This window comes from Bacillus subtilis subsp. subtilis str. 168, from assembly GCF_000009045.1.
In the GTDB taxonomy this organism is placed as follows: domain Bacteria; phylum Bacillota; class Bacilli; order Bacillales; family Bacillaceae; genus Bacillus; species Bacillus subtilis.
This window is the reverse complement of the sequence record NC_000964.3, coordinates 490,752-512,749: the sequence shown is the minus strand read 5'-3', so window position 1 is coordinate 512,749 and position 21,998 is coordinate 490,752. Positions and strand designations below refer to the sequence as shown.

The following is a 21,998-nucleotide window of genomic DNA, read 5'->3' as shown; positions in this document are numbered from 1 at the left end:
TAAGCATACAGAGAAAAATGGCTTCCGTCAGCTGAAAGTTTGCTGAATAACAAATCACGAACATAAAAAAGCCCAAAACATCATGTTTTGGGCTCTGAATCGATCAAATTAGTAAGATTTTTTCTGGCGTCTGTCACCTGAAGAACGGCGATCGTTTGAACGCTTTTTGTCATAGGAAGAACGGTTGTTGCTTTTCCCTTTTCCGCCGCGGTAGCCGCCGCCTTGACCGTCTCTGCGTTTAGAAGAGCGCTGGTTCTTGTAGCGTTTGCTGACCATCGGCGCTTCGTCTGTTAAGCGAACCGGTGTGTCGTCTGGCTCTTTTGTAGCCATTTTGATAGCCGCCGCAACCACTGTTACTGCATCATGATCTTCAAGCAGCTCAGCTGCCGCTGTCATGTAGAAGTTCAGGTTGTTTTCACTGATTGTTGTGCGAAGACGTTCAACAGTAACCTGTTGCTGACCTTCTAACGCTTCATCAAGTGTAGGCTCCTTCATGCGGTCCATTTTGCGTTTTGTTGTTTGTTCAATTGCGCGAAGCATGCTTTTCTCACGCGGTGTAATGAACGTCATCGCCATACCTGTTTTTCCTGCACGGCCCGTTCTTCCGATACGGTGAACGTAGCTTTCAGGATCTTGAGGCACGTCGAAGTTGTATACGTGTGTAACACCTGAGATATCAAGTCCGCGAGCGGCAACATCAGTTGCGACTAGAACTTCGATTGCGCCTTCTTTAAATTTACGAAGCGCAACCATACGTTTCGCCTGCGTTAAGTCACCGTGAATACCTTCAGCTGCATATCCGCGAAGGTTCAGAGCTTCAGCCAGCTCATCGACACGGCGTTTTGTACGTCCGAATACGATCGCAAGCTCAGGAGACTGAATATCAAGAAGGCGAGTCAGTGTATCGAATTTTTTACGTTCTTGCACTTCCAAATAGAACTGCTGAATGTTAGAAACCGTCATTTCTTTCGCTTTTACTTTTACGTGTTCCGGCTCAGTCATGAAGCGCTCTGCAATGCGTTTGATCGGCGCAGGCATTGTGGCAGAGAACAGAAGTGTCTGATGCTCGCTTGGCACGTTTGAAAGGATAGATTCAATATCGTCAATGAATCCCATGTTCAGCATTTCATCCGCTTCATCCATTACAACGGTATTTACATTGTTTAAACGAATGGTGCGGCGGTTGATGTGGTCAAGAAGACGTCCAGGTGTTCCGACAATAATATTCGGATTCTTCTTTAACGCCCGGATTTGCCGTCCAATATCCTGTCCGCCGTAAATAGGAAGAACCTTCGCACGTTTATCTTGTCCGATTTTATACAATTCTTCAGATACTTGAATGGCTAATTCACGGGTTGGCGCGATTACGATTGCTTGAATATTAGGAGACTCGGGGTTAATTTTTTCAACAAGGGGTATACCAAACGCAGCTGTTTTACCTGTACCTGTTTGCGCTTGTCCAATGACGTCTTTATTTGAAAGTCCGAGCGGTATCGTTTGTGCCTGAATCGGTGTTGCTTCTTCAAATCCCATACGATTAATTGCTTTCATGAGATCAGAACTTAAATTAAAATCTTGAAACGTTATAGTCAAATTATTCAAACTCCTTCTAATTGCTGTTTCAGTAATGTCGTGATTTACCACTTATAAAACTGCCCTTTAGACAAGAAGGACAGGATCCATCCGTATACAAAGCCCGAATTACTTTAAGTTTTATCTTACCATTACACTATTTGTTTTTCAATAAGATGAGAAGCAGATCGGCATCTCGAATATGCCGGCTGCTGCTCCATCCGCTCCCAAGAATCCAGCGGAGAACTTCGGGTCACGATGAAAAGTCCGGACGAATATGTTCGTATCGCGAAATAACCTATATATATTGTATCATAGCCGCAGCCGGCCAGATATACATAATTTTCGGCCGGCATACATTAGTGTTTGCATATCAGGTTATTTTATGATGCAATATGCGTTTTTTCGCAAAATATTTTCTTATGAAAGCGGGCTCTCTATTAAATCTTTAACGATTTCTTCAAGCTTCATACCTCTGGACGCTTTGAATAAAATCAAATCGCCTTTTGATGCGTTTTCCTTCACAGCTTGAAGGAGATCTTTTTTCTCAGTGTAATGGCTGACGCGGTCTTTCTCAAAGTGTTTCAGGGCGCCTTCCGCGATAAAAGCTCCCAGTTTTCCGTACGTAAAGACGCGGTCAATTTTATCAGGGCTGATCACAGCGCCGCACTCTTTATGGAACGTTTCTTCAAGATCGCCGAGTTCAAGCATATCACCGAGCACGAGCATTTTTTTGCCGTAGCCTTCAAGGCTTTCTGTCAATTGAATTGCAGCTTTCATGGAAGTCGGGCTCGCATTATAAGCGTCATTGATTATCGAAAGGCCGCTGTCTGTTTTGATGAGTTCAAGCCTCATCCCGGTTACCTTTAGGCCGCTCAGTCCTTTTGCCGCATCCTCAGGCGCGATGCCAAAATAAGCCCCTGCAGCAATTGCAGCCATGGCGTTCATCACATTGTGCTTGCCGAGTATTGGAATAAAAAACGTGTTTTCTATCCCTTTGATTGTAAAATGGGTTCCTTCCTCACTCTGGCTGACATCCTGAAGCTGATAATCATTATGCGTTCCCGTACCGTACGTTTTCGTCTGGCAGCTGTATGCATTTTGAAGAAGCGGTTCGTCCCCGATATAAATCAGCACTCCGTCTTCTTTAAGCCCGTTTATGATTTCAAGCTTCGCCTCCGCGATGCCCTCTCTAGAGCCGAGGTCTTGCATATGCGATTCGCCGATATTCGTAATCACTGCCGCATCCGGGTTTGCCAGTCGGCTCAAGAGGTCAATTTCTCCTTTGGCGCTCATTCCCATCTCCAATACGGCGATCTCCGTATTTTCAGGCATCGCTAAAACCGTCAGCGGCAAACCGATATGATTATTGAAGTTTCCTCCAGTTTTGTGGACACGGTACTGGGTCCCCAATACGGCGTGAATCATATCTTTTGTTGTCGTTTTGCCATTGCTTCCGGTTACTCCGATGACACGCGTGCCAAGCTCCTGCAAATAAGCTTTTGCAAGCTGCTGAAGTGCAGTAAGGGTATCGTCCACTAAAATGACGGCGTGATTCTCGGGCGGATTTGGTACTGACCGATCCCAAAGAACAGCCGCTACACCAGCTTCAAAGGCCTGCTCCACAAAAGAGTGGCCGTCAAAACGTTCCCCTTTCAGCGGAATAAAGAGCTGATGTTGTTCCAGTTTTCTTGTATCGGTTGCCACTCCATGAATGACTGTTTGTTCATATTGCGGATTTGCTAGTGTGCCTTTAACCATTTCGGCAATGTTTTTTACTGTTCGCTTAATCAAGTAAGGTCCCTCTCTTTCTTTTGTATATACGGGAAAAAACACTGCCCTTTTACCGGCAGTGTCCTTCTTCATTAGAATGTATGCTTAATCAATTGTTTTTCAGCGTGGCGTTCTTTTGCAAGCTCCACAAGCTGTTCAATCAGGTCAGCATATTCCACTCCGGCTTCTTTCCAGAGCAACGGGAACATGCTGAAAGGTGTAAAGCCAGGCATTGTGTTGACTTCATTGATCAGAACTTCGCCGTCAGCTGTCAGGAAAAAGTCCGCTCTGACGAGTCCTGAACCGTCGATCGCTTTAAACGCTTTGATCGCCATATCACTGATTGTTGCGTATTCCTCATCAGTCACAATCGCCGGAATCATCAGATCAGTATCTCCATCCTCATATTTCGCTTTGTAATCGTAGAAATCTGTCTTCGGTGCGATTTCTCCCACAACAGAGCATTTAGGATCATCATTTCCAAGAACGCCGATTTCGATCTCGCGGCCGTTAATTCCTTCTTCAACGACGACTTTGCGGTCATATTGGAAAGCAAGCTCAAACGCTTTTTGCAGTTCTTCACGGTTTCGGCATTTGCTGATTCCGACACTTGAGCCGAGGTTCGCCGGTTTTACGAAGCAAGGGTAGCCTAATTCCTGTTCAACCTCCTCACAGCTTTCTTTCGGAGAACGAGTCCAGTCTTTCTTAAGGAAAGCTGCGTATTTAGCCTGAGCAAGGCCAACCTGCGCAAATAAATGTTTCATGACAACTTTATCCATGCCAGCTGAGGAAGCAAGCACTCCGTTGCCGACATAAGGAATGTTCAACAGCTCGAGCATTCCCTGGATCGTACCGTCTTCTCCGTTCGGTCCGTGGAGGAGCGGGAATACGACGTCGATGGCTTCATTTTGCTGTGACGCTTCCTGCGGAAACATCTCCTGGTTCAGGGCAGCTGGAGAAAAAGCACTGCCTCCTTGCTCAAATTGAAGCATTTTCACGTTTGAAACAGGTTCAGTTAAACGGGCGCCTCTAACCCATTCGCCTTTTTCTGTTATATAAATCGGATGTATATCAAACTTCTCAGTATTTAGCGCTTTGATTACAGCCAGAGCTGTCTGCAGGGAAACATTATGTTCTGCCGACTTTCCTCCGTACACTAATCCTAGACTTGTTTTCAATGGATACTCCCCCCACTACAATTCATCTTTACTATCTTATCATTTTCACCGGAAAATGATCTAATTATTTTTGGGCATGCTGATGTTGAATGCATTTGTATGTAATTCCTTTTTATTTTATATTAAAATGGCATTGAAAAGGAGATGTGACATATGAAAAAAATCACAACAAACGAACAATTTAATGAACTGATTCAATCTGATAAAGAAATCATTGTAAAGTTTTATGCTGATTGGTGCCCAGACTGCACACGCATGAATATGTTCATCGGCGATATTTTGGAAGAATACAACCAAAACGACTGGTATGAGCTGAATAAGGACGAGCTTCCTGACCTGGCTGAAAAATACCAAGTAATGGGCATTCCCAGCCTGCTTATTTTCAAGAACGGTGAAAAAACAGCTCACCTTCACAGCGCCAATGCCAAAACGCCTGAAGAAGTGACTGAATTTTTATCTGAACATATAAGCTAATTCGTTAAACAGCCTTATTTTATGTCGTCAGGCTCTACATGAACATGAACATGAGTGACATCGTGTTCATGTTTTATTTTGTCTTCTACTTCATCCGCCACTCCATGGCCTTCTTCTACTGTAAGCTTCGGATCAACCGTAATCACCATCTCGATATGAACTGTACTGCCTAAATACCTCGCTTTCACATCCTTTAGGCGATGCACATTTTCGATCCTGCCGACGGTCTGTTTGTAAGGCTCAAGATCTTTTAAATGGAAGCCGTCTGTTAAGGAATGTGAAGCGTCTTTAAAGATATCCCACGCAGTTTTGCAAATGATGATGCCGATGATAAAAGCCGTTACCGGATCAACCCACGGCAGCTTCAGCTGGGACGAAAAAACACCGATAAACGCGCCGGCACTTACAAAAGCGTCTGACCTGCTGTCCTTTGCCGCTGCCATCAGGGCAGAGCTTTTAATGGACGCTGCCAGCCTTTTGTTATATAAATAGATGCCATACATAAACACAGCACTGCCTAACGCCGTCCATGCCGCGATAAGATTTGGCGTTTCCGTTGTGCCGCCCGCAATCGCTTTTCCTCCGCCGATTAACACTTCAATGCCGACTGCCATCATAATAAAAGACGCAACAAGAGACGAAATTGTTTCAGCCCGATAATGGCCGTATGGATGATCGCTGTCAGCCGGTCTTTGAGAAATCCGCAATCCTATCAGCACTGCTACTGACGCAACAATATCTGTTCCATTATTTAACCCGTCTGCTCTCAGCGCTTCAGAATGATATAGAATCCCGATAACTAGCTTTACAACAGCAAGGATGACATATGCAAAAATATTGAGGAGCGCCCCTTTTTCTCCCTTTTTCAGATTTTCTGTCCGCTCCATTGAATACCAGCCTCCATTCTATTACATAGTATGGTTCAAAACATGAAAAATAGCAGGGTGCGTTCAATGAAGCGGAATATTTCGACAGCAAATTATTGCCCGGGAAACTTTTTGTCGATTTGTTGAATGTTTGTAAATTGGCCAAGAATAGGACTCTTTTCATCTTTACAGGCTATTGCGGACATTGTATACTGAAGTTAATTGATAATGATTATCAATATCGTTTGATTGGAGGTTGGTGACACAATGACACCTCAGTCTGCAGAAATCAGAAAAAAACAGCTCATTCATCTGTTAATACAGAATGGTATATACAAAAAGTCAAAGCGTCATCTGTATGAATTGTCGCTGACGGAGTTAGAAAGTGAATACAAACATGTCAGGAGGGCGCCGGAGCATGCCGAAGCGTAAAGTGAAAACTTACCAACAGCTGATCCAGGAAAACAAAGAGGCGATTATGGGCAATCCAAAGCTGATGAACGTTATTTATGACAGGATCGACCGCAAGCATCAAAAAAATCTGCAAGAGCAAAACAATACATAAAAAGAGCCGGTAAGGCTCTTTTTTTTATGACTCAAACGCTTCAGCTGCCAGCTTGTGTATCACGGCGTCATCCATCGGCGGGTTGTGAAGACCGGCGCGCACATCACGGTAATAGCGCTGAAGCGGGTTGGTTCGTTCCAGGCTTTTGGCCCCGACAATTCTCATCGCTTTATCAACAACAGACAGCGCAGCGTTTGTGACGATATGTTTCGCCGCACCGAGCTCGCTGGTCAAGTGTGGACGCCGCACCGGATCGTCATACAATTGAGCGATATGGAAAAGAAAGTGTCTGGCATTGAGCAGTTCAAGCTCCATTTCGCCTGTTCTTTGCTGTACGGCCGGGACATTCTTGATCGGTCCATTCAAGCTGTTTGGAGAATACTCAGATGCAAATTGCACTGCATAGTCACGAGCAGCTTGAGCCACACCAAGATAAATCGCAGGAATGTGAAGCAGCCAGCCATTCGGCTTAGCTCCACGAGGCCCTTGAAGCAGTTCCACCAGCTTATTCTCATCAAGCATTACTTCGTTCAGTACAAGGTCATGGCTCCCAGTCGCCCGCATCGCCATCATATCCCACGTTTCTTCAATCGACAAGCCGGGATCATCTTTATGAATGAGAAACACGCCTGTTGTTTGTTTGTCCTCAATCCATGCGGTTACTAAAAAATAATCCAGAGCTTGTGACATCGTCGTAAAGGTTTTTCTCCCGTTCACTGCCCATTTGCCATCCTTTTTGACGGCGTGTGTACCGGGACGCCCTCCTCTTGTCGGGCTTCCGGTTTTCGCTTCAGTCGCCGCCCTGTTAATGACGGCTCCGTTTTGGACTTCCTTGGCAACAAATGCAAATACGTCTTCATCCCAGCTGTTGCCTTCTCCAAGCTCCCCGATCACGCTCAAATGCCAGCCGATGCTAAGAGCCGTCGGAGCATCTCCCCGTGCAAGCCGTTCTTGAAACAAGAGCATATCGTAAACAGAAATGCCCCCTCCGCCATGAGATGCCGGCAATGTTAATGCTGTATACCCAGCATCACGCAGTTTTTGTATTTTCTCTGCAGGAAAACGTCCCTGTTCGTCATCTTCAGCAGCTGTTTGCTGAAATTCATCCGCAATCCGTCCGATTTTCTCCATCCATTGCCGCTGTTGATCGTTTTGTATAAATAATGACATCCGGCAGCCCCCCAGTTTTAATTCCGATAAATTTAATATGTATTATAGATTTCCTGCCATTTTTCCGCAACTGTTAACCTTTTGCCCAGTATAGAAAAACACGCCGTTCCCCAAGGGAACAGCGCGATTACACAGGATTTGCATCCCGGTCTTGTTTCATGCCGAGATAAATCAGCATATATGTCAGGTAACCCATCGTCATCACCAGGCCGCCAAAGAAAAAGCTTGAGAAAATCGGCTCTTCAAAAGCGGTCACTGCGGCCAACACAATCCAGCTGGCATACAGATAGATGATAAAATAGCGGATGCCCGTCTTCATTTTATATATCATGTACAGTCCCACGAGAGAAAACAACCCAAGCGCGAGCCTGAAATAAACAAGATGTTCAAACTGAAACATGAATGACACAAATGAGAATCCAAGCAGCAATACGATCGGTAAAGCGGTAATAAAGTTCCTCAATCGAGACACCTCCGTCAGTACCTTTAGTATAAACCAAAATATCAAATGATATTGATTTACGTGAGCTTTTTCACAAAAATGTCATTCCTTGCCTTTAGACCCGAACATCCCGTTTACAGAAGCACCACCAGCCAACAACGATGAAGAATATGGCATGTATGATGAGAATTCCAATTGAAAACAATGGCGTCATGCCTGAAAACAACGCTGTCTCTCCGCTTCTGTATTGCGTAAAGTCAGTGTTCGCAAAAAGCAAAAAGCTGCCCCACTTGTTTTCAAACAACTTCATGAGCTGAACAAGTGTACTCGCTCCGTATAAAACGACAAAAGAAACAACAACTGCTACCGCGCTATTGCGGAACAGCGAAGAACAAAGCAGCCCGAATAATCCCATCATTACAGCTTCAAGCCAGTTTGACCCGATCAGCGCCAAGGTGTTGACCAGCAATGTCTTTGATTCCGCAGTCACCGATGTGCCAAAAAACAAGAGACCGAATAATAATGCCAGAATGTAGTATGCCAAATACAAATAGAAGCTGACCATCACGACTGTGATTAATTTTGACCAAAAGACCTTTTGGCGTTTAACCGGACGAATGAGCAAAAATTTGATCGTCTTTTTATCAAATTCCATCGAAACAATTGTTGCTGCAATTACGATCGTTAAAGCCTGCAGCAAAATGTTCAGGCTCGGTGTATACGATAAATAGCCGATGAAGTTTTCATCTGTTCCGGCACTGATGACAATCCGTTTAATGATCAATGCCATGAAGAATTGAAAGACAGCCATCAGGATAAGAGAAACCAAAGTGACCTTCCGATTAAAAAGTTTCATATGTTCATTCCAAATTAATTTAGACAAGCTCTTCTCCCTCCTCTTGATGAGCTGTTGTCGCTTTTATAAATTCGTCTTCCAGTGACTGCGTGTAAGGCGTAATGGAAAATACATTCAGATCTTGTCCGACAAGTGATCGGTTCAGCTCCGGTATGTTTTCTTTTGCCACCTCAACTACAATCGTCCCGTCTTGGCTCTCAGCTTGATATTGATTGCCTGTCAGCCAATTGAGCGCTTTTTCTTGCGGCTGCACTTCTATAATCGCTTTTTCTGTGGTTTGATCGGTTCCTTGTAAGCTGACTTCCGCTTTGATCTCACCTTTTTGAATGATGATGACACGGTCGCACAAGTCTTCAACCTCGCGCAATAAATGAGTGGCGAACAGGACAGCTGTTCCTTCCATTTCTGCGAGTTCCTTAATATGATCCCGAAAATCCTTCATCCCCGCAGGATCGAGGCCGTTTGTCGGTTCATCTAGAATGAGAAGCTTCGGCCGGTGAAGAATTGCCTGGGCGATTCCCAGACGCTGGCGCATCCCAAGGGAATAGGTTTTCACCTTATCATGAATCGCTGACGTCAGCCCGACACGTTCCACCACTTCATCAAGCCGTTCATCCGCTATTTTTTTGTGCATATTCGCAAAGTGCTTGAGGTTTTCCCAGCCTGTCAGGTACGGATAGAACTCAGGGTTCTCAACAATCGCTCCAACCGCTTCCATCGCTTTTTCAAACTCTGTATCATGCTGGAATCCGCTGATTGTCACGCTTCCGCTGTTTTGTTTCAACAGCCCGACGATGATACGGATGAGTGTTGTTTTTCCGGAACCATTCGGACCGAGAAGGCCGATGATTTCACCCTCCATGACGTCCATGCTGATCTGTTTTAAAATCTGTTTAGACCCAATTTTTTTATCGAGGCCTTCAATATGTAAAATCGGCTCAGCCATAAAGCCTTCCTCCTTTTTCGACAAAAAATAAACAGTGCCCAACATTAGGCACTGTTTGTATTATAGCATTTGTTGCTTCCAAATGTTTGGTTAAACCGATGATGAGCGTTTGCTCCGACTGTTTGTTCTTTTCAGTTTCCGTACTGATGACAAGCATTGTCACCTGTTGTGTTCACCACTGTGCAAGGCAATGCCAAGCTCCGATTCCGAGTCTTAATTCCATGCCCTGAACAGGCAGGCCGGCAGATCGAGGCACACTCATTATTCGATTTTAAACTACTTTTTATCGCTATTCTCTCGGGGTCCTTTAGACCTATCTTCCTTGTTGGTGACATCCAGAATATCAAGGAGAAACACAAAGATCGGAATCCCGATAATTAAACCCCAAATGCCGAAGAAGTGTTCAGAGAAAATGAGTACTGTGAAGGTGAAAAAGATTGGCAGCTCTGTTTTCGCCGACATCAGCTTCGGATTTAAGAAATAGGTTTCGATCGCATGAATGGCGAATATGACAAGGACAATGTAGAGCACATACATTCCACCGCCAGTGCTGTAGGCGATAATGCTGAGCGGAATCAGGGAAATGACGACGCCTGCTACAGGGATCAATCCAAGGAAGAACACCATAATCGAAAGCCCAAACAGCTGCGGAAAATGCATAATCCAAAGCGCGATAAACGTCAGAATACAGTTGACGAGCGCAATGATAAATTGAGCCTCGAGCACCTTGCCGAACGTTCTTGCAAATTTGCTTCCGAAAAAAGCAATCTCCTCATAAAAGACCCTAAGTTTGCTCGTTTTAAATTTCGCCATGAATTCAGAAAGCCGTTTTTTCTCAAATAAGAAAAACATGCTAAGAATGAGCGCCATCACGACCTGCAAGCCGAATGTGCTGATATCGGCCAGATACGTATACACTACATTGAAGCCCTCTTTGACATATGAACTGATGTTAATATCTCCGAAGACACTGGTGATCTCATCAAAGAAAGGGATGCTGTCAGGATGATACGCAATATGTTTAATCTGCTTTACCAGCTGCTGGATCTGCGCCGCGACGACCGGATAAAACACAAAGCCCCCGACTGTAAGCAGCACAGCCAGCAACATGTAAAGAAACGTAATGACAACCCGCTGGCTCACGCGGAAGAACTGGCTTACAAACTGCCGCACGACAAGCTCCAAACGATCCATTAGAAATGTGAAAATGAAGGTAAGCAATATTAAGTTGATCATGCTCTTAAATAGATATAACACACCAGTTAACACGACAAAGATGGAGAAACGCCTTACTCCCGGGTGCTGAAAAAATTTAACTAAAGCGGCCATTTATACACTCCTGTTAGGACAAACGTCCTTCATTCAATATAGTATCCATTTGTAAATTATATAACAAAAAAATGCTGAGGTCTCTGTCCTTACCTTAATAATTCTTAAACAATTAAAAAAACGGCCCATGGATGGGCCGTTCTTTTTTCAGACTGCTGTTTTCATTTTTTTCATGCCTTCAACAGCCTCTATGCTTTTTGCTTCATCAAATTCATTTTCGCTTTTGGCAACAATGATCGTGGCGATTCCGTTTCCGATCAGGTTCACAATGGCTCTTCCTTCACTCATGAAACGGTCGACCCCGAGCAGGAGTGCAAGCCCCTCCAGCGGAATGACCTGCAGCGCTGACAGCGTTGAGGCAAGGACGATAAATCCGCTTCCCGTCACACCTGCCGCTCCCTTCGATGTCAGCATCAGAACGAGGATAATCGTAATTTGCTGGCCGATGCTGAGGTCTACTCCAAACACCTGTGCCAAAAAGACAGTCGCCATTGATAAATAGATGGATGTGCCGTCGAGGTTAAACGAATAGCCCGTCGGAATAACAAGCCCGACAACGGATTTGGAACAGCCGTAGCGCTCCATTTTATCCATCATACGCGGAAGCACCGATTCGGAAGAGCTTGTGCCAAGCACGATCAAAAGCTCATCCTTAATGAAGCGAAGGTAATTCCACAGGCTGAATCCGTAAAGCTTGCAGATGATATTTAAAGCAACAAATACGAACAGGAACATCGTAATATAAACAGACATCATTAAGCTTGCCAGCGGTTTGATGGAATCGAGCCCGAAGTGTCCGATTGTATACGCCATCGCCCCGAATGCCCCGATTGGCGCGGCACGCATAATGTAGCCGATAATTTTGAAAAAAACGTGAGAAACCTTGTCGAAGAAATCAATGACGCTTTTTCCTTTTTCGCCTAATGCCGCAAGACCCACTCCGAAAAGAATAGAAAAGAATAAGACCTGCAAAATGTCCCCTTTTGCGAAGGCATCAACCATGTTGGACGGAACAATGTGTGTAATAAATTCAATCCAGTCGATTCCCTGACCGCCATTTTGCGTGTATTGTGATACATCTCCTTTTTCAAGCTTGCTGTAATCAAGACCCGCACCCGGCTTCATAATATTGACGACAAATAAACCGATAATGAGTGCGAGGGTGGTGACAACCTCGAAATAGATAAACGCTTTTCCCCCTACTTTTCCAACCTTCTTCATATCGCCCATTTTTGCAATCCCGAGAACGATTGTGAAGAAAATGATTGGTGCGATCACCATTTTAACAGCGTTGATAAATGTATCACCAAGCGGTTTCATTTCTTTGCCGACATCCGGCCAGACCAGCCCGACAATGACCCCGATGATGACCGCGGTTATGACCTGAACTGTTAAATTTTTAAACAGTTTCATATCCTTCATCCCCCTGTCCTATTCGCCTTTTGTGTCTTTCTTACTAGAATGATAGCGTTTTCATACAGTCTGGGGAAGTTTATGATCATAACGGACATTTTGGTCTTTTTGGTCTCAGGTTTATCCTTTTAACACGTAGCGGTTGACCGGCCGGCCGACTCCGCCGTATTGAACGTCCAATTTGATGATCCCGGTTTTTTCTAAGTAATCAAGATATCGTCTGGCTGTCACTCTGGCGATGCCGAGCGCCTTGGCAACCTCTTCAGCAGAAAGGGATGCGGTTTGCTGTTTCAAAAAAGCAGTGACTTCATTCATCGTGAAGTGATTCAACCCTTTCGGCAGATCCTGTACGGCCTGCTGCGGAATATTCAGGATCGCATCGAGCTGTTCCTGGGACAGCGTATCATTCGCTTCGATTTTTTGTTTATATTGCTTGTACTTTTCGAGTGCCTGTCTCATTCGCTCAAGCTTAAACGGCTTTAAGATATAGTCAACCGCCCCGTTTTGCAGCATGAGTGAGATCGTTTCCTTGTCTTTTGCAGCGGAGACGACAATGACATCCACTTCAAGCTTTTGCTTTCTGATCTCCTGCAAGGTCTTGATGCCGTCTTTTTTCGGCATGTACACATCGAGAATGACGAGATCTGGCTGTTCTTCTTTAATCAGCTTCATGCCTTCCTCTCCGTTTCCTGCCGTTGCACAGACAGTAACGCCTTTAACAGTTGTAATGAAATCCTTATTGACCTCTTGAACCATCGGATCGTCTTCAATGAGCAGAACCTTCCATTCTTTACGAGCCATGCTGTGCTTCCTCCCCCTTCATTGGAAAAACGATAGAAAAAGATGTCCCCTGCCCCGCATGTGAATCAACTTCTATCGTGCCCGATCCTTTGTCTATGATTTGTTTCACTAGATACAGGCCATAGCCTGTGCCGCCAGTTTTATTGACCGTAAAACCTTTGTCATAAAGGCGAGGCATATGTGTCGGTTCAATTCCGCAGCCGTTATCTTCTATTAAAATAGCAAGGATATCATCTGTTTGTTCGATACTAATGTCAATTCGTTTGTCTTCAGATTGAACGGTTTCAAATGAGCCGAAGGCATTTTCAATCAGATTCCCCAAAAGCACGACAATATCATGCTGATCAACATGCTCGGGAAATTGCTGAAGACTGCTGTTTTCATCTATATGAACAGCAATGCCGAGCTCTCTTCCCCTTCTGATTTTACTTAATAGAAGGCCTGCCGCAGCGTCATTTTGAATCGAGCGGTGCAGAAATTCAGTCACATTTTCCTGCTCAGTTGACGCCTGGAATGCAAGCTGCAAGGCTTTTTCAGATTTCCCCAGCTGGATGAGACCGGCGATCGTGTGCAGCTTATTCATATGCTCATGGTTTTGGACACGGAGCGCCTCCACAAAGTTTCTGACACCAGTCAATTCCTCTGCCATCTTGGCCGCTTCCGTTCTGTCCTGAAAAATCGCAACGGCGCCGATCACTTTTTTCTTCATGACGATCGGAATTCTGCTGCTCATGATCACCTTACCGCTGACACGAATTTCTTCATTATAAACCGCTTTGTTCCGCTCCACGATTTCGGGCAGGCGCGAATCCTTGAGAACCTCCCAAATCACCTTGCCGATTAGATCCCCCTGCACTTCAAAGATCTGTTTCGCTTTTTCATTGAAGATCGTAATGACGAGACGATTGTCAATAGCGATCACCCCTTCATTCATCGAGTGAAACGTCGCTGTCCGTTCTTCATACATTCGGACAATCTCATGGGGTTCAAGCTGAAACATTTGTTTTTTGATATGGCGGGCCAGCAAAAAGGAACCAGCAAGGCCAAAGCCGAGTGTCAGCACAACGATGAAGGCGATATCACGCTTTAAATGAAGCAGGATGTCAGCGATCCCCGGCAGCGTTTTTCCGACAAGCACCACGCCTATTTGGTTCAGGTCTTGATCCTTTACCGGATAAAAAGCGCGAACCGCCGTGCCGATCTCGCCCTTTGCTTCAGAGAAATAAATGTGCTCCGCAAAAGCTGCCTCCTCGTCTGCACCTTCTGATTTCTTGCCAATGCTTGTGCTGACAGGATGCGTATATCGGATGTGATTCATATCCATGACGACAATATAGTCTGCTTCATTAATCATCCTGATTTCTTCAACCGCATGGCGAACCGCTTCTGTTTGTTTTTTTCGCGCCAAGGCTTCTTTCACTTCTGTCATCTCTGACACCGTCCGGGCCGTATTCATCAGCCGCTTTTTCAGCTCCCGCTCCTCTGTATGCTGAATGTTGCCGATGAGCACAATGCCGCCGATCAAAAAGGAGAAAATGACGAGTATATAGGATAAGATCGTGATTTTCCAACGGATTGAGAGCTTCTTTTTGTTCATCAGCTTCTCCTTTCAGGTCTTTACGAATGTCATAGCCCCCATTATCCTTAACATAGGGGAGGGCTTTTCATGAAGAGTTTGCTTGCATGTCTCGCACTGATGATCGCTGGAATTGCAACCGCTTTATTTATCGGATTCCATGATCATACCGGCAATAAAAAGATTGTTTATGATGACGACCAGGAAGGCCTGCAGGATCAAATCGTGTTTAAATTCAGCCACGTGGTTGCTGAAAATACGCCAAAAGGGCTGGCCGCCAATAAATTCGCTGATCTGGTGAACGAAAAATCAGGCGGAAAAATAAAAATAGAAGTATTTCCGAATGGAAGCCTGTACTCGGACATTGAAGAAATTGAAGCATTGCAAAACGGCGATGTTCAATTTATCGCCCCCTCCACATCGAAGCTCGGCATGCTCTCGCCTGAATGGGGAGTGCTGGATCTGCCGTATGCATTTACAGATTACAACGCCGTCAAAAAAGGGCTGAACGGAAGCATCGGCACACAGCTGTTTGATTCTCTAAAGAAAAACCAATTGAAAGGATTGGCCTATTGGACGAACGGCTTTAAGCAAATCACAACAAATCAAGGGCCGGTCAAAACACCGGATGACTTAAAAGGGCAGGATCTGCGCATTATGCAAAGCGATGTGATTGAGGATCAGTTCAAGCTGCTTGGCGCAACACCTCATCAGGAATCCTTCAATTCTACCTTTCAGCTGTTAGAAAACAATGTAGTCGATGGCGAAGAAAATACAATTTCAAACATCTATTCTAAAAAATTTTATAATGTTCAGGACTATTTGACAATAAGCAGCCACGGTTATCTCGGCTACGCTGTCATGACTGATGAACACTTCTGGAAGGCGCAAACACCAGAAACAAGACGCATTTTGACTGAAGCGATGAAGGAGACAACGGAGTGGAATGAAACGTATGCCGAACAAATGAACAAGGAGCAGCTGGAAGAAATCAAAAAGAATTCTGCTATACATATTTATGAGCTGTCAGATAAAGAGAAACAAGAATGGATGAAGCGTCTTGACCCTGTTTACCGGCAGTATGAGCCCATCTTTGGCCGGGAGCTGATCCGGGAACTGTTGGAGCTGCGAAAAGATTCATAGTTCCCATCTCGATACGCTGTTTTTCGTTTATCTTTCTATCGATCGGAAATATAAAAAGAGATAAACGAAAAAGGAGATGGGTACATGTTTAAGCACACAAAAATGCTGCAGCATCCTGCTAAACCAGATCGTCCAGATCCATTATTCGCTAAAAAAATGCAAGAAATTTTAGGCGGGCAATTCGGAGAAATTTCAGTTGCCATGCAGTACTTATTTCAAGGCTGGAACACAAGAGGAAATGAAAAATACAAGGACTTGCTGATGGATACGGCAACTGAGGAGCTCGGGCATGTTGAAATGATCGCAACGATGATTGCCAGACTTCTTGAGGATGCCCCTCTTGATCAGCAGGAAAAAGCTGCTGAAGATCCGGTCATCGGCTCCATCCTAGGCGGCATGAACCCTCACCATGCGATTGTATCAGGACTTGGCGCCATGCCGGAAAGCAGTACAGGCGTACCTTGGAGCGGCGGTTATATCGTAGCAAGCGGAAACCTGCTGGCAGACTTCCGCGCCAACCTGAATGCGGAATCTCAGGGCCGTCTGCAGGTCGCACGCCTGTTTGAAATGACGGATGACAAAGGCGTCAAAGATATGCTCAGCTTCCTGCTGGCGCGTGACACGATGCACCAGAACCAATGGCTCGCCGCCATTAAAGAATTAGAAGCACAGGAAGGTCCGGTTGTGCCGGGTACATTCCCGAAAGCGCTCGAAAAACAAGAGTTCTCACATCAGCTTATCAATTTCTCTGAAGGCGAAGTAAGCGCCGAGCAAAACTGGCTGAATGAAAAAGCGCCGGACGGAGAAGCCTTTGAATATGTGAAAGAAGCAAAAACGTTTGGAGAAAAACCGGAGTTAAAACCAGCACCGCCTTTTGTTCATAATACACTTCCGGGACGCGAGTAAAGAGACAAGCCCAAAACATGATGTTTTGGGCTTTGATTATGCCTTCAGAACCGTCCAGTTTGGTTCGTACCGGATATCGGGGTTATGTAACAGATCGTGAACGAACGGTTTATCCTCTTCGTACACCGTCACCTCTATCGAAAGAATTACAGCCTTCTGATCGTTTTCCTCGTATATGCTGTCATGTTCGTTCTCCATAAAATGATCATAGGCTTCTCTGTTTTCCCATACACTGATGATTTCTGCGGTGAGCGGCTCGTCTATCGTTTTTCGCCAGCCGCCGGCCTGTTTGATAAAGCCGCTTATATGCGATAACGCTTCCCACTGTGACTGCGCTTTTGCAAATGCTTCAGCGTTTGCAGCATCTACTTCACATATCATCTTTTTGATTAGCATGGCTGCTCCTCTATGATGACGGTTTCGGCTTGTTTATGCTCCACACAGAGATTTACCGTTCTGACGTAAGAGCGTGTGCGGTGAACCGTGCCTTTAGGGATCAGCAGGCTGTCATTTGCTTTGAGCACCGCGGTTTCTTTGTCCTTAAAATCGATCAGCAGCTCCCCTTCAAGAACAATAAACAATTCGTCTGAGTCAGGGTGATGGTGCCAGTCATATTCTCCCGTAAACACCGCAAGGCGCACGCAGTGGTCGTTGACCTCTGAGATTGAAAAATTGGCGTGCTTTTCTTTGACTTCATTTGCGATGGCGAGCAAGTTTTGCATCTTGGACATTAGCGAAAACCCCTTTTTCACTTATTGTATCTCAATAGCGGCATAAATTGAGAAGATTCCAAAAAAAAGCGATCCAGCTGATGTGCCGGATCGCTTTTTTATTTACAGGTTGTCTGCCTTTATGCTTTTGATTAGTCGTTGTTGCGGGCGTTTCCGCCTTTTGAGCCAATTTCTTGGTAGAATTCTTTATCATGATTTTTGCTTGTTGCCTCTCCGCCTTTTCGGCCGATTTCTTGATAGAATTCTTTGTCATGATTTTCGCTAGTGGCTTCTCCGCCTTTTTCACCGATTTCTTGATAGAACTCTTTGTCATGGTTCTTGCTAGTGGCTTCTCCGCCTTTTTCGCCGATTTCCTGATAGAATTCTTTGTCATGGTTTTTGCTAGTGGCTTCTCCGCCTTTTTGACCAATCTCTTGATAGAATTCTTTGTCATGGTTCTTGCTTGTTGTTTCTCCGCCTTTTCTACCTGCTTCTTCTCTGCTCATTTTGTTATTGTCTGCCATTTTGAATTCCTCCTTTAATTGGTGTTGGTTGTTGTATTCCCGCTCACAATTCTTTTAAACAAACAAAACACATTGGGTATGTTTCCACTAAAAAAAGCAGGCGGATCGCGGTGTCCGTCTGCTTTCTGCTATTCCATCTCTCGTTCTGTTTCTTTCAGTCGTTCAAGAATGCGCCTCTTTTTGTACAGCATCATGCCTGTCTCGGTAATGTCGTTTAATGTTGAGCGATTGGCAGCGGCGCCAAAAACCATTCCGGCAACCGGCACTATCTGGAAAAGTTTTTTCCAGCCAAACGTGTCTCGATAGCCCAAAACGACTTCTCGCCAGCCTTGGATTTGAGAAGCGACATTCTTATATGTACGGTCTTGATCGTAGTGTTTTAATTCCTGCAAAATCGATCTTTTGCCGACAACATCAGCCGACGTAAGCTGCAGGCATTTCACAATGAAGACTCGTTCTTTTTTCTCCTTTGGGTCATAGCCGTATGCGACTGCGATATCCTGTAATGTTTTTAGTGATAAGCCAAGCACTGCCGGAATGTCTGCCGCCAGCGTAAACACGCCGCCCACACCGGTTGTCGCGCCTTGAACGGTTGCTGCGTTGGTTCTGTTTTTGCCCATTCCTTCCGCAATTTCATCCATGACAGGAAGAGGCGCTTTCCGGATGTCCTCCAGCGATTCAAAGATCTCCTCCGGCAGTTTCTTTTGAAACATCCTGATAATCTGTTTTTCAGATGTCAGGTACTGTCCGCCTGTTTGAACAAAGCTGCCGACCTCATCCAAGAGCTTGCCGATCTTTTTCTGGATGAATTCTGGTGTCAGCTTGTCCAGGAGTTGAAACGGGAGACGGCTGAGCTTTTCCCAAAACCAGACTTTTTGCTGATCTTTTTCCCATTTCTCTATCTCTTTTAATTGCTGATGTAAGTCTTCTTTTCGTTCTGTTGGCACCCAACCCGCACTTCCCTTCCGTTTTTTCTACTATATAGTATACCTTCATTTTTTCGGATGCGTTTTTATTTTTCACCTGCGGGTACCATTTTTATAAAAGGAAAAGGAGTGATAGACATGCCTTGGTCGATGAAGGATTATCCTGCTTCATTAAAAAATCTTGAGAAGCCGGTGAGAAAAAAGGCGATAGACATTGCGAATGCGATGATTGATGAAGGCTATGAGGAAGGGCGCGCGATTCCAATTGCGACAAGCAAAGCGAAGGAATGGGCGGAAAACGCCTCTACAGATGAAATTGATGATTTCCTGACGCATGATGATGAGACAGAACGCGATGCTGATCCAAGCAGCGGCAGCGGCCCCGAGCTCATGAATAAAGCAGAGCATGTTATTAAGCATAAAAAAGGCTGGGCAGTCAAAGCCGAGGGCGCCAAACGTGTGTCTGAAATCAAGGATACAAAGAAAGAAGCGATTGAACGGGCAAAGGAAATCGCGGCGCATAAAGGCACTGAGGTCATTGTTCATTTAGCTGACGGCAGTGTGCAGAGAAAGATTAAAACAGGATCATAAAGGAATATGCTTTCAAGTGTTTCGAAATGATCAGGAGCGGTTATTGATTGGTAAATCATTTATGAGAGGTGATCATGATGCTTAGCTTTTTGGTTTCATTAGTTGTTGCAATTGTTATCGGATTAATTGGGAGCGCCATTGTAGGAAACCGGCTGCCGGGAGGAATTTTCGGCTCTATGATTGCCGGGCTGATCGGCGCTTGGATTGGGCACGGACTTCTTGGCACATGGGGACCGAGCCTCGCCGGCTTTGCTATTTTCCCGGCCATCATCGGGGCAGCCATCTTCGTGTTCTTGCTGGGCCTTATATTCCGCGGGCTGCGGAAGGAAGCCTAGACTCATTAGATACAGGAGGCATCGTTTCGAAATGAAACGATGTCTTTTTATATGGGACCTTATCACGAATCCCTACATATCATGTTACATAACAGGGAAAAATTCAGAAGTGTATTTTGAACATTTTCGGTTGACAAGAAACCGGGATGGTCATATGATGTAGATAAAATAATTTGCCTTAAGGAAACTCTTTGTTGTACGGCAAAAACAAACAGAATTCAGGTGAGACATGATGAACAAGGACATCACAGCACAATCTCCCCGTTCCAAAGCCGTCCAAGATGCGCTTGACGGGAAAATCAGAGGATTCAGAGGGCTGCTCCCTTTTCTCGGCCCTGCATTTATAGCAGCCATTGCCTATATTGATCCCGGCAACTTCGCAACGAATATTTCGGCGGGTTCTAAATACGGATATATGCTCTTATGGGTGATCTTATTTTCCAATATCATGGCGCTTTTAATTCAATCCCTATCCGCCAAACTCGGTATTGCGACAGGCAAAAATCTGCCTGAGGTTGCCCGTGAAGAATTCCCGAAGCCTGTCTCGATCGGATTATGGATTCAGGGCGAGTTGGTCATTATCGCAACTGATCTGGCGGAATTTATCGGAGCGGCTCTGGGACTGTATTTGCTGTTCGGCATTCCGATGCTTGAAGCGTCTATTATTGCGGCGATCGGTTCTTTCGCGATATTGGAGCTTCAGCGCCGTGGTTATCGCTCACTTGAAGCAGGTATTGCCGGTATGCTGTTTGTGGTCGTGATCGCCTTTGCGTTGCAGACCTTTTTCGCAAAGCCTGATGCCGTGTCAGTGATGAAGGGCCTTTTTGTCCCGGCGTTTCATGGCACCGACAGTGTGCTTCTTGCAGCGGGTATTCTTGGCGCAACTGTTATGCCGCACGCCATTTATTTACACTCTGCCCTTACACAGCGGCGGGTGGTTGGCAAAACTGATGCAGAACGGAAAAAAATCTTTAGGTTTGAATTTATTGATATTTTAATAGCGATGCTGATTGCAGGGGCTATTAATGCAAGTATGCTGATTGTGGCTGCCGCATTATTCTTCAAAAACGGCCTGTTTGTTGAGGATCTCGACGTCGCATTTCAGCAATTCGGACATCTTGTCAGCCCTATGTCTGCGGCTTTGTTCGGGATCGGGCTGCTCGTTGCCGGTCTATCCAGTTCGTCTGTCGGCACACTTTCAGGCGACGTGATTATGCAAGGATTTATCAACTACCGCATTCCGCTGTATGTACGGCGTTTTATCACGATCATTCCGCCGATCTTGATCATCGCGTCAGGTGTTAATCCGACGACCGCTCTCGTACTGAGCCAGGTCGTGCTGTCCTTCGGGATCGCCTTTGCCCTCATTCCGCTTATTATGTTTACAAGCAATAAACGGATCATGGGATCTCTGATCAACGCCAAATGGATCACAGTGGTGTCTTGGCTGATTGCTGTATTGATCGTTGCTTTGAATGTGTTTTTAATTGTAGATACGTTTCGATAAAAAAACCGGCTTCTAAAGCCGGTTTTTATTTTTCCGCAAAAGCTCATTGATACCCTTTTTGACAGAAATTTGTTATGATAGAAGAAAAATCGGAGTTTTGATGATGTCAGTATTTATTCTGTTTTATTTGTGGATTGTTCCTATTGTTATCGGCATTTTATGTTCTGTTGCTGCCCATAAATCCAAGGGAAAAATGAGAGTCGCGCCCGGCATTGCCATGATCGTGCTCAGTATCATTTCCCTAATCACGGCGTTTACGGCCGGACACACAAATTTCCACGTGTTTATCGGCGGCATGTTTTTATTCGGCACCTTCTTGGTCGGTTCTGCTTTTCCTTTCTTCTTCGGGCTGAAGAAAAAAGAAAAATAACCTATTATGAGAAGAGTTCTGTAAG

The 21,998-nt window shown here is 45.1% G+C and carries 25 protein-coding genes; 9 read left to right on the top strand and 16 right to left on the bottom strand.

The window, feature by feature from the left end; genetic code table 11:
• Positions 1-108 precede the first annotated feature (108 nt).
• The 3 genes from cshA to ddlA all read right to left on the bottom strand — a co-directional run bounded on the left by cshA (position 109) and on the right by ddlA (position 4,502).
• Complete coding sequence (gene cshA / locus BSU_04580; protein ID NP_388339.2) at positions 109-1,593, bottom strand: ATP-dependent RNA helicase; cold shock; 1,485 nt, start codon at positions 1,591-1,593, stop codon at positions 109-111.
• Positions 1,594-1,992: 399 nt separating this feature from the next.
• Positions 1,993-3,366 carry a UDP-N-acetylmuramoylalanyl-D-glutamyl-2, 6-diaminopimelate-D-alanyl-D-alanine ligase gene (gene murF / locus BSU_04570; protein ID NP_388338.1) on the bottom strand — a complete coding sequence of 458 codons (1,374 nt, stop codon included), beginning with the start codon at positions 3,364-3,366 and terminating at the stop codon, positions 1,993-1,995.
• 71 nt (positions 3,367-3,437) lie between these two features.
• Entirely contained in the window at positions 3,438-4,502 is a 1,065-nt protein-coding gene (ddlA, locus tag BSU_04560; RefSeq protein ID NP_388337.1) for a D-alanyl-D-alanine ligase A, read from the bottom strand.
• Positions 4,503-4,676: 174 nt separating this feature from the next.
• On the opposite strand from ddlA, the gene ydbP reads away from it, so the two are divergent.
• Positions 4,677-4,997 (top strand): putative thioredoxin or thiol-disulfide isomerase, encoded by a 321-nt coding sequence (gene ydbP / locus BSU_04550; RefSeq protein NP_388336.1) that lies wholly within the window; start codon positions 4,677-4,679, stop codon positions 4,995-4,997.
• A gap of 14 nt (positions 4,998-5,011) precedes the next feature.
• Here ydbP and ydbO read toward each other — a convergent pair whose 3' ends face one another.
• Positions 5,012-5,884, bottom strand: a complete 873-nt coding sequence (ydbO, locus tag BSU_04540; protein ID NP_388335.1) for a putative cation efflux system — start codon at positions 5,882-5,884, stop codon at positions 5,012-5,014.
• A gap of 246 nt (positions 5,885-6,130) precedes the next feature.
• Between ydbO and fbpA the strand changes: the two genes are divergently transcribed.
• Positions 6,131-6,295, top strand: a complete 165-nt coding sequence (gene fbpA / locus BSU_04536) for a regulator of iron homeostasis (protein ID YP_009513944.1) — start codon at positions 6,131-6,133, stop codon at positions 6,293-6,295.
• Positions 6,249-6,428: a regulator of iron homeostasis gene (gene fbpB / locus BSU_04530; RefSeq protein ID NP_388334.1), complete on the top strand. Its 180-nt coding sequence runs from the start codon at positions 6,249-6,251 to the stop codon at positions 6,426-6,428. Before fbpA ends, fbpB begins: the two co-directional genes overlap by 47 nt.
• Before the next feature lie 24 nt (positions 6,429-6,452).
• Here fbpB and ydbM read toward each other — a convergent pair whose 3' ends face one another.
• The 8 genes from ydbM to dctS all read right to left on the bottom strand — a co-directional run bounded on the left by ydbM (position 6,453) and on the right by dctS (position 14,982).
• Entirely contained in the window at positions 6,453-7,598 is a 1,146-nt protein-coding gene (gene ydbM / locus BSU_04520) for a putative acyl-CoA dehydrogenase (protein NP_388333.1), read from the bottom strand.
• A gap of 127 nt (positions 7,599-7,725) precedes the next feature.
• Entirely contained in the window at positions 7,726-8,061 is a 336-nt protein-coding gene (ydbL, locus tag BSU_04510; protein NP_388332.1) for a putative glyco-prenyl flippase subunit, read from the bottom strand.
• A 94-nt stretch (positions 8,062-8,155) separates the two neighbouring features.
• A complete protein-coding gene (ydbK, locus tag BSU_04500; RefSeq protein ID NP_388331.1) occupies positions 8,156-8,896 on the bottom strand; it encodes a putative efflux ABC-transporter (permease subunit) in 741 nt (246 codons plus the stop codon).
• A gap of 19 nt (positions 8,897-8,915) precedes the next feature.
• Entirely contained in the window at positions 8,916-9,842 is a 927-nt protein-coding gene (gene ydbJ / locus BSU_04490; RefSeq protein NP_388330.1) for a putative ABC transporter (ATP-binding subunit), read from the bottom strand.
• Positions 9,843-10,118: 276 nt separating this feature from the next.
• The gene (gene ydbI, locus BSU_04480) at positions 10,119-11,171 is read right to left on the bottom strand and encodes a putative integral inner membrane protein (protein ID NP_388329.1); all 1,053 of its coding nucleotides are present in this window, start codon (positions 11,169-11,171) and stop codon (positions 10,119-10,121) included.
• 147 nt (positions 11,172-11,318) lie between these two features.
• The gene (gene dctP / locus BSU_04470; protein NP_388328.1) at positions 11,319-12,584 is read right to left on the bottom strand and encodes a C4-dicarboxylate transport protein; all 1,266 of its coding nucleotides are present in this window, start codon (positions 12,582-12,584) and stop codon (positions 11,319-11,321) included.
• Between the two features lie 120 nt (positions 12,585-12,704).
• Positions 12,705-13,385, bottom strand: coding sequence for a two-component response regulator (gene dctR, locus BSU_04460; protein NP_388327.1), 681 nt, complete (start codon positions 13,383-13,385; stop codon positions 12,705-12,707).
• Positions 13,375-14,982, bottom strand: a complete 1,608-nt coding sequence (gene dctS / locus BSU_04450) for a two-component sensor histidine kinase (protein ID NP_388326.1) — start codon at positions 14,980-14,982, stop codon at positions 13,375-13,377. The genes dctR and dctS overlap by 11 nt, the downstream gene beginning before the upstream one ends.
• Before the next feature lie 69 nt (positions 14,983-15,051).
• Here dctS and dctB point away from each other — a divergent pair, with 69 nt between their 5' ends.
• Both dctB and ydbD read left to right on the top strand, forming a co-directional pair.
• Complete coding sequence (gene dctB, locus BSU_04440; protein NP_388325.1) at positions 15,052-16,104, top strand: membrane bound C4-dicarboxylate binding sensor protein; 1,053 nt, start codon at positions 15,052-15,054, stop codon at positions 16,102-16,104.
• Positions 16,105-16,188: 84 nt separating this feature from the next.
• Complete coding sequence (gene ydbD, locus BSU_04430) at positions 16,189-17,010, top strand: putative manganese-containing catalase (protein NP_388324.1); 822 nt, start codon at positions 16,189-16,191, stop codon at positions 17,008-17,010.
• A 36-nt stretch (positions 17,011-17,046) separates the two neighbouring features.
• On the opposite strand, the gene ydbC is transcribed toward ydbD, so the two are convergent.
• The 4 genes from ydbC to ydbA form a co-directional block, all read right to left on the bottom strand.
• A complete protein-coding gene (gene ydbC / locus BSU_04420) occupies positions 17,047-17,406 on the bottom strand; it encodes a hypothetical protein (RefSeq protein NP_388323.1) in 360 nt (119 codons plus the stop codon).
• Positions 17,400-17,741 carry a putative enzyme; cupin family gene (gene ydbB / locus BSU_04410; protein ID NP_388322.1) on the bottom strand — a complete coding sequence of 114 codons (342 nt, stop codon included), beginning with the start codon at positions 17,739-17,741 and terminating at the stop codon, positions 17,400-17,402. Before ydbB ends, ydbC begins: the two co-directional genes overlap by 7 nt.
• A gap of 131 nt (positions 17,742-17,872) precedes the next feature.
• On the bottom strand, positions 17,873-18,244 hold the full coding sequence (gene gsiB / locus BSU_04400) for a general stress protein glucose starvation induced (RefSeq protein ID NP_388321.1): 372 nt from the start codon (positions 18,242-18,244) through the stop codon (positions 17,873-17,875).
• Positions 18,245-18,372: 128 nt separating this feature from the next.
• Positions 18,373-19,191: a hypothetical protein gene (gene ydbA, locus BSU_04390; RefSeq protein ID NP_388320.1), complete on the bottom strand. Its 819-nt coding sequence runs from the start codon at positions 19,189-19,191 to the stop codon at positions 18,373-18,375.
• A 117-nt stretch (positions 19,192-19,308) separates the two neighbouring features.
• Here ydbA and ydaT point away from each other — a divergent pair, with 117 nt between their 5' ends.
• The 4 genes from ydaT (at position 19,309) to ydzK (ending at position 21,973) form a co-directional block, all read left to right on the top strand.
• A complete protein-coding gene (gene ydaT, locus BSU_04380; RefSeq protein NP_388319.1) occupies positions 19,309-19,761 on the top strand; it encodes a hypothetical protein in 453 nt (150 codons plus the stop codon).
• 77 nt (positions 19,762-19,838) lie between these two features.
• Complete coding sequence (ydaS, locus tag BSU_04370) at positions 19,839-20,096, top strand: hypothetical protein (RefSeq protein ID NP_388318.1); 258 nt, start codon at positions 19,839-19,841, stop codon at positions 20,094-20,096.
• A gap of 229 nt (positions 20,097-20,325) precedes the next feature.
• Positions 20,326-21,603, top strand: a complete 1,278-nt coding sequence (gene mntH, locus BSU_04360; RefSeq protein NP_388317.1) for a proton-coupled manganese transporter — start codon at positions 20,326-20,328, stop codon at positions 21,601-21,603.
• Between the two features lie 103 nt (positions 21,604-21,706).
• Positions 21,707-21,973: a hypothetical protein gene (ydzK, locus tag BSU_04359; protein ID YP_003097680.1), complete on the top strand. Its 267-nt coding sequence runs from the start codon at positions 21,707-21,709 to the stop codon at positions 21,971-21,973.
• Positions 21,974-21,998: the final 25 nt, after the last annotated feature.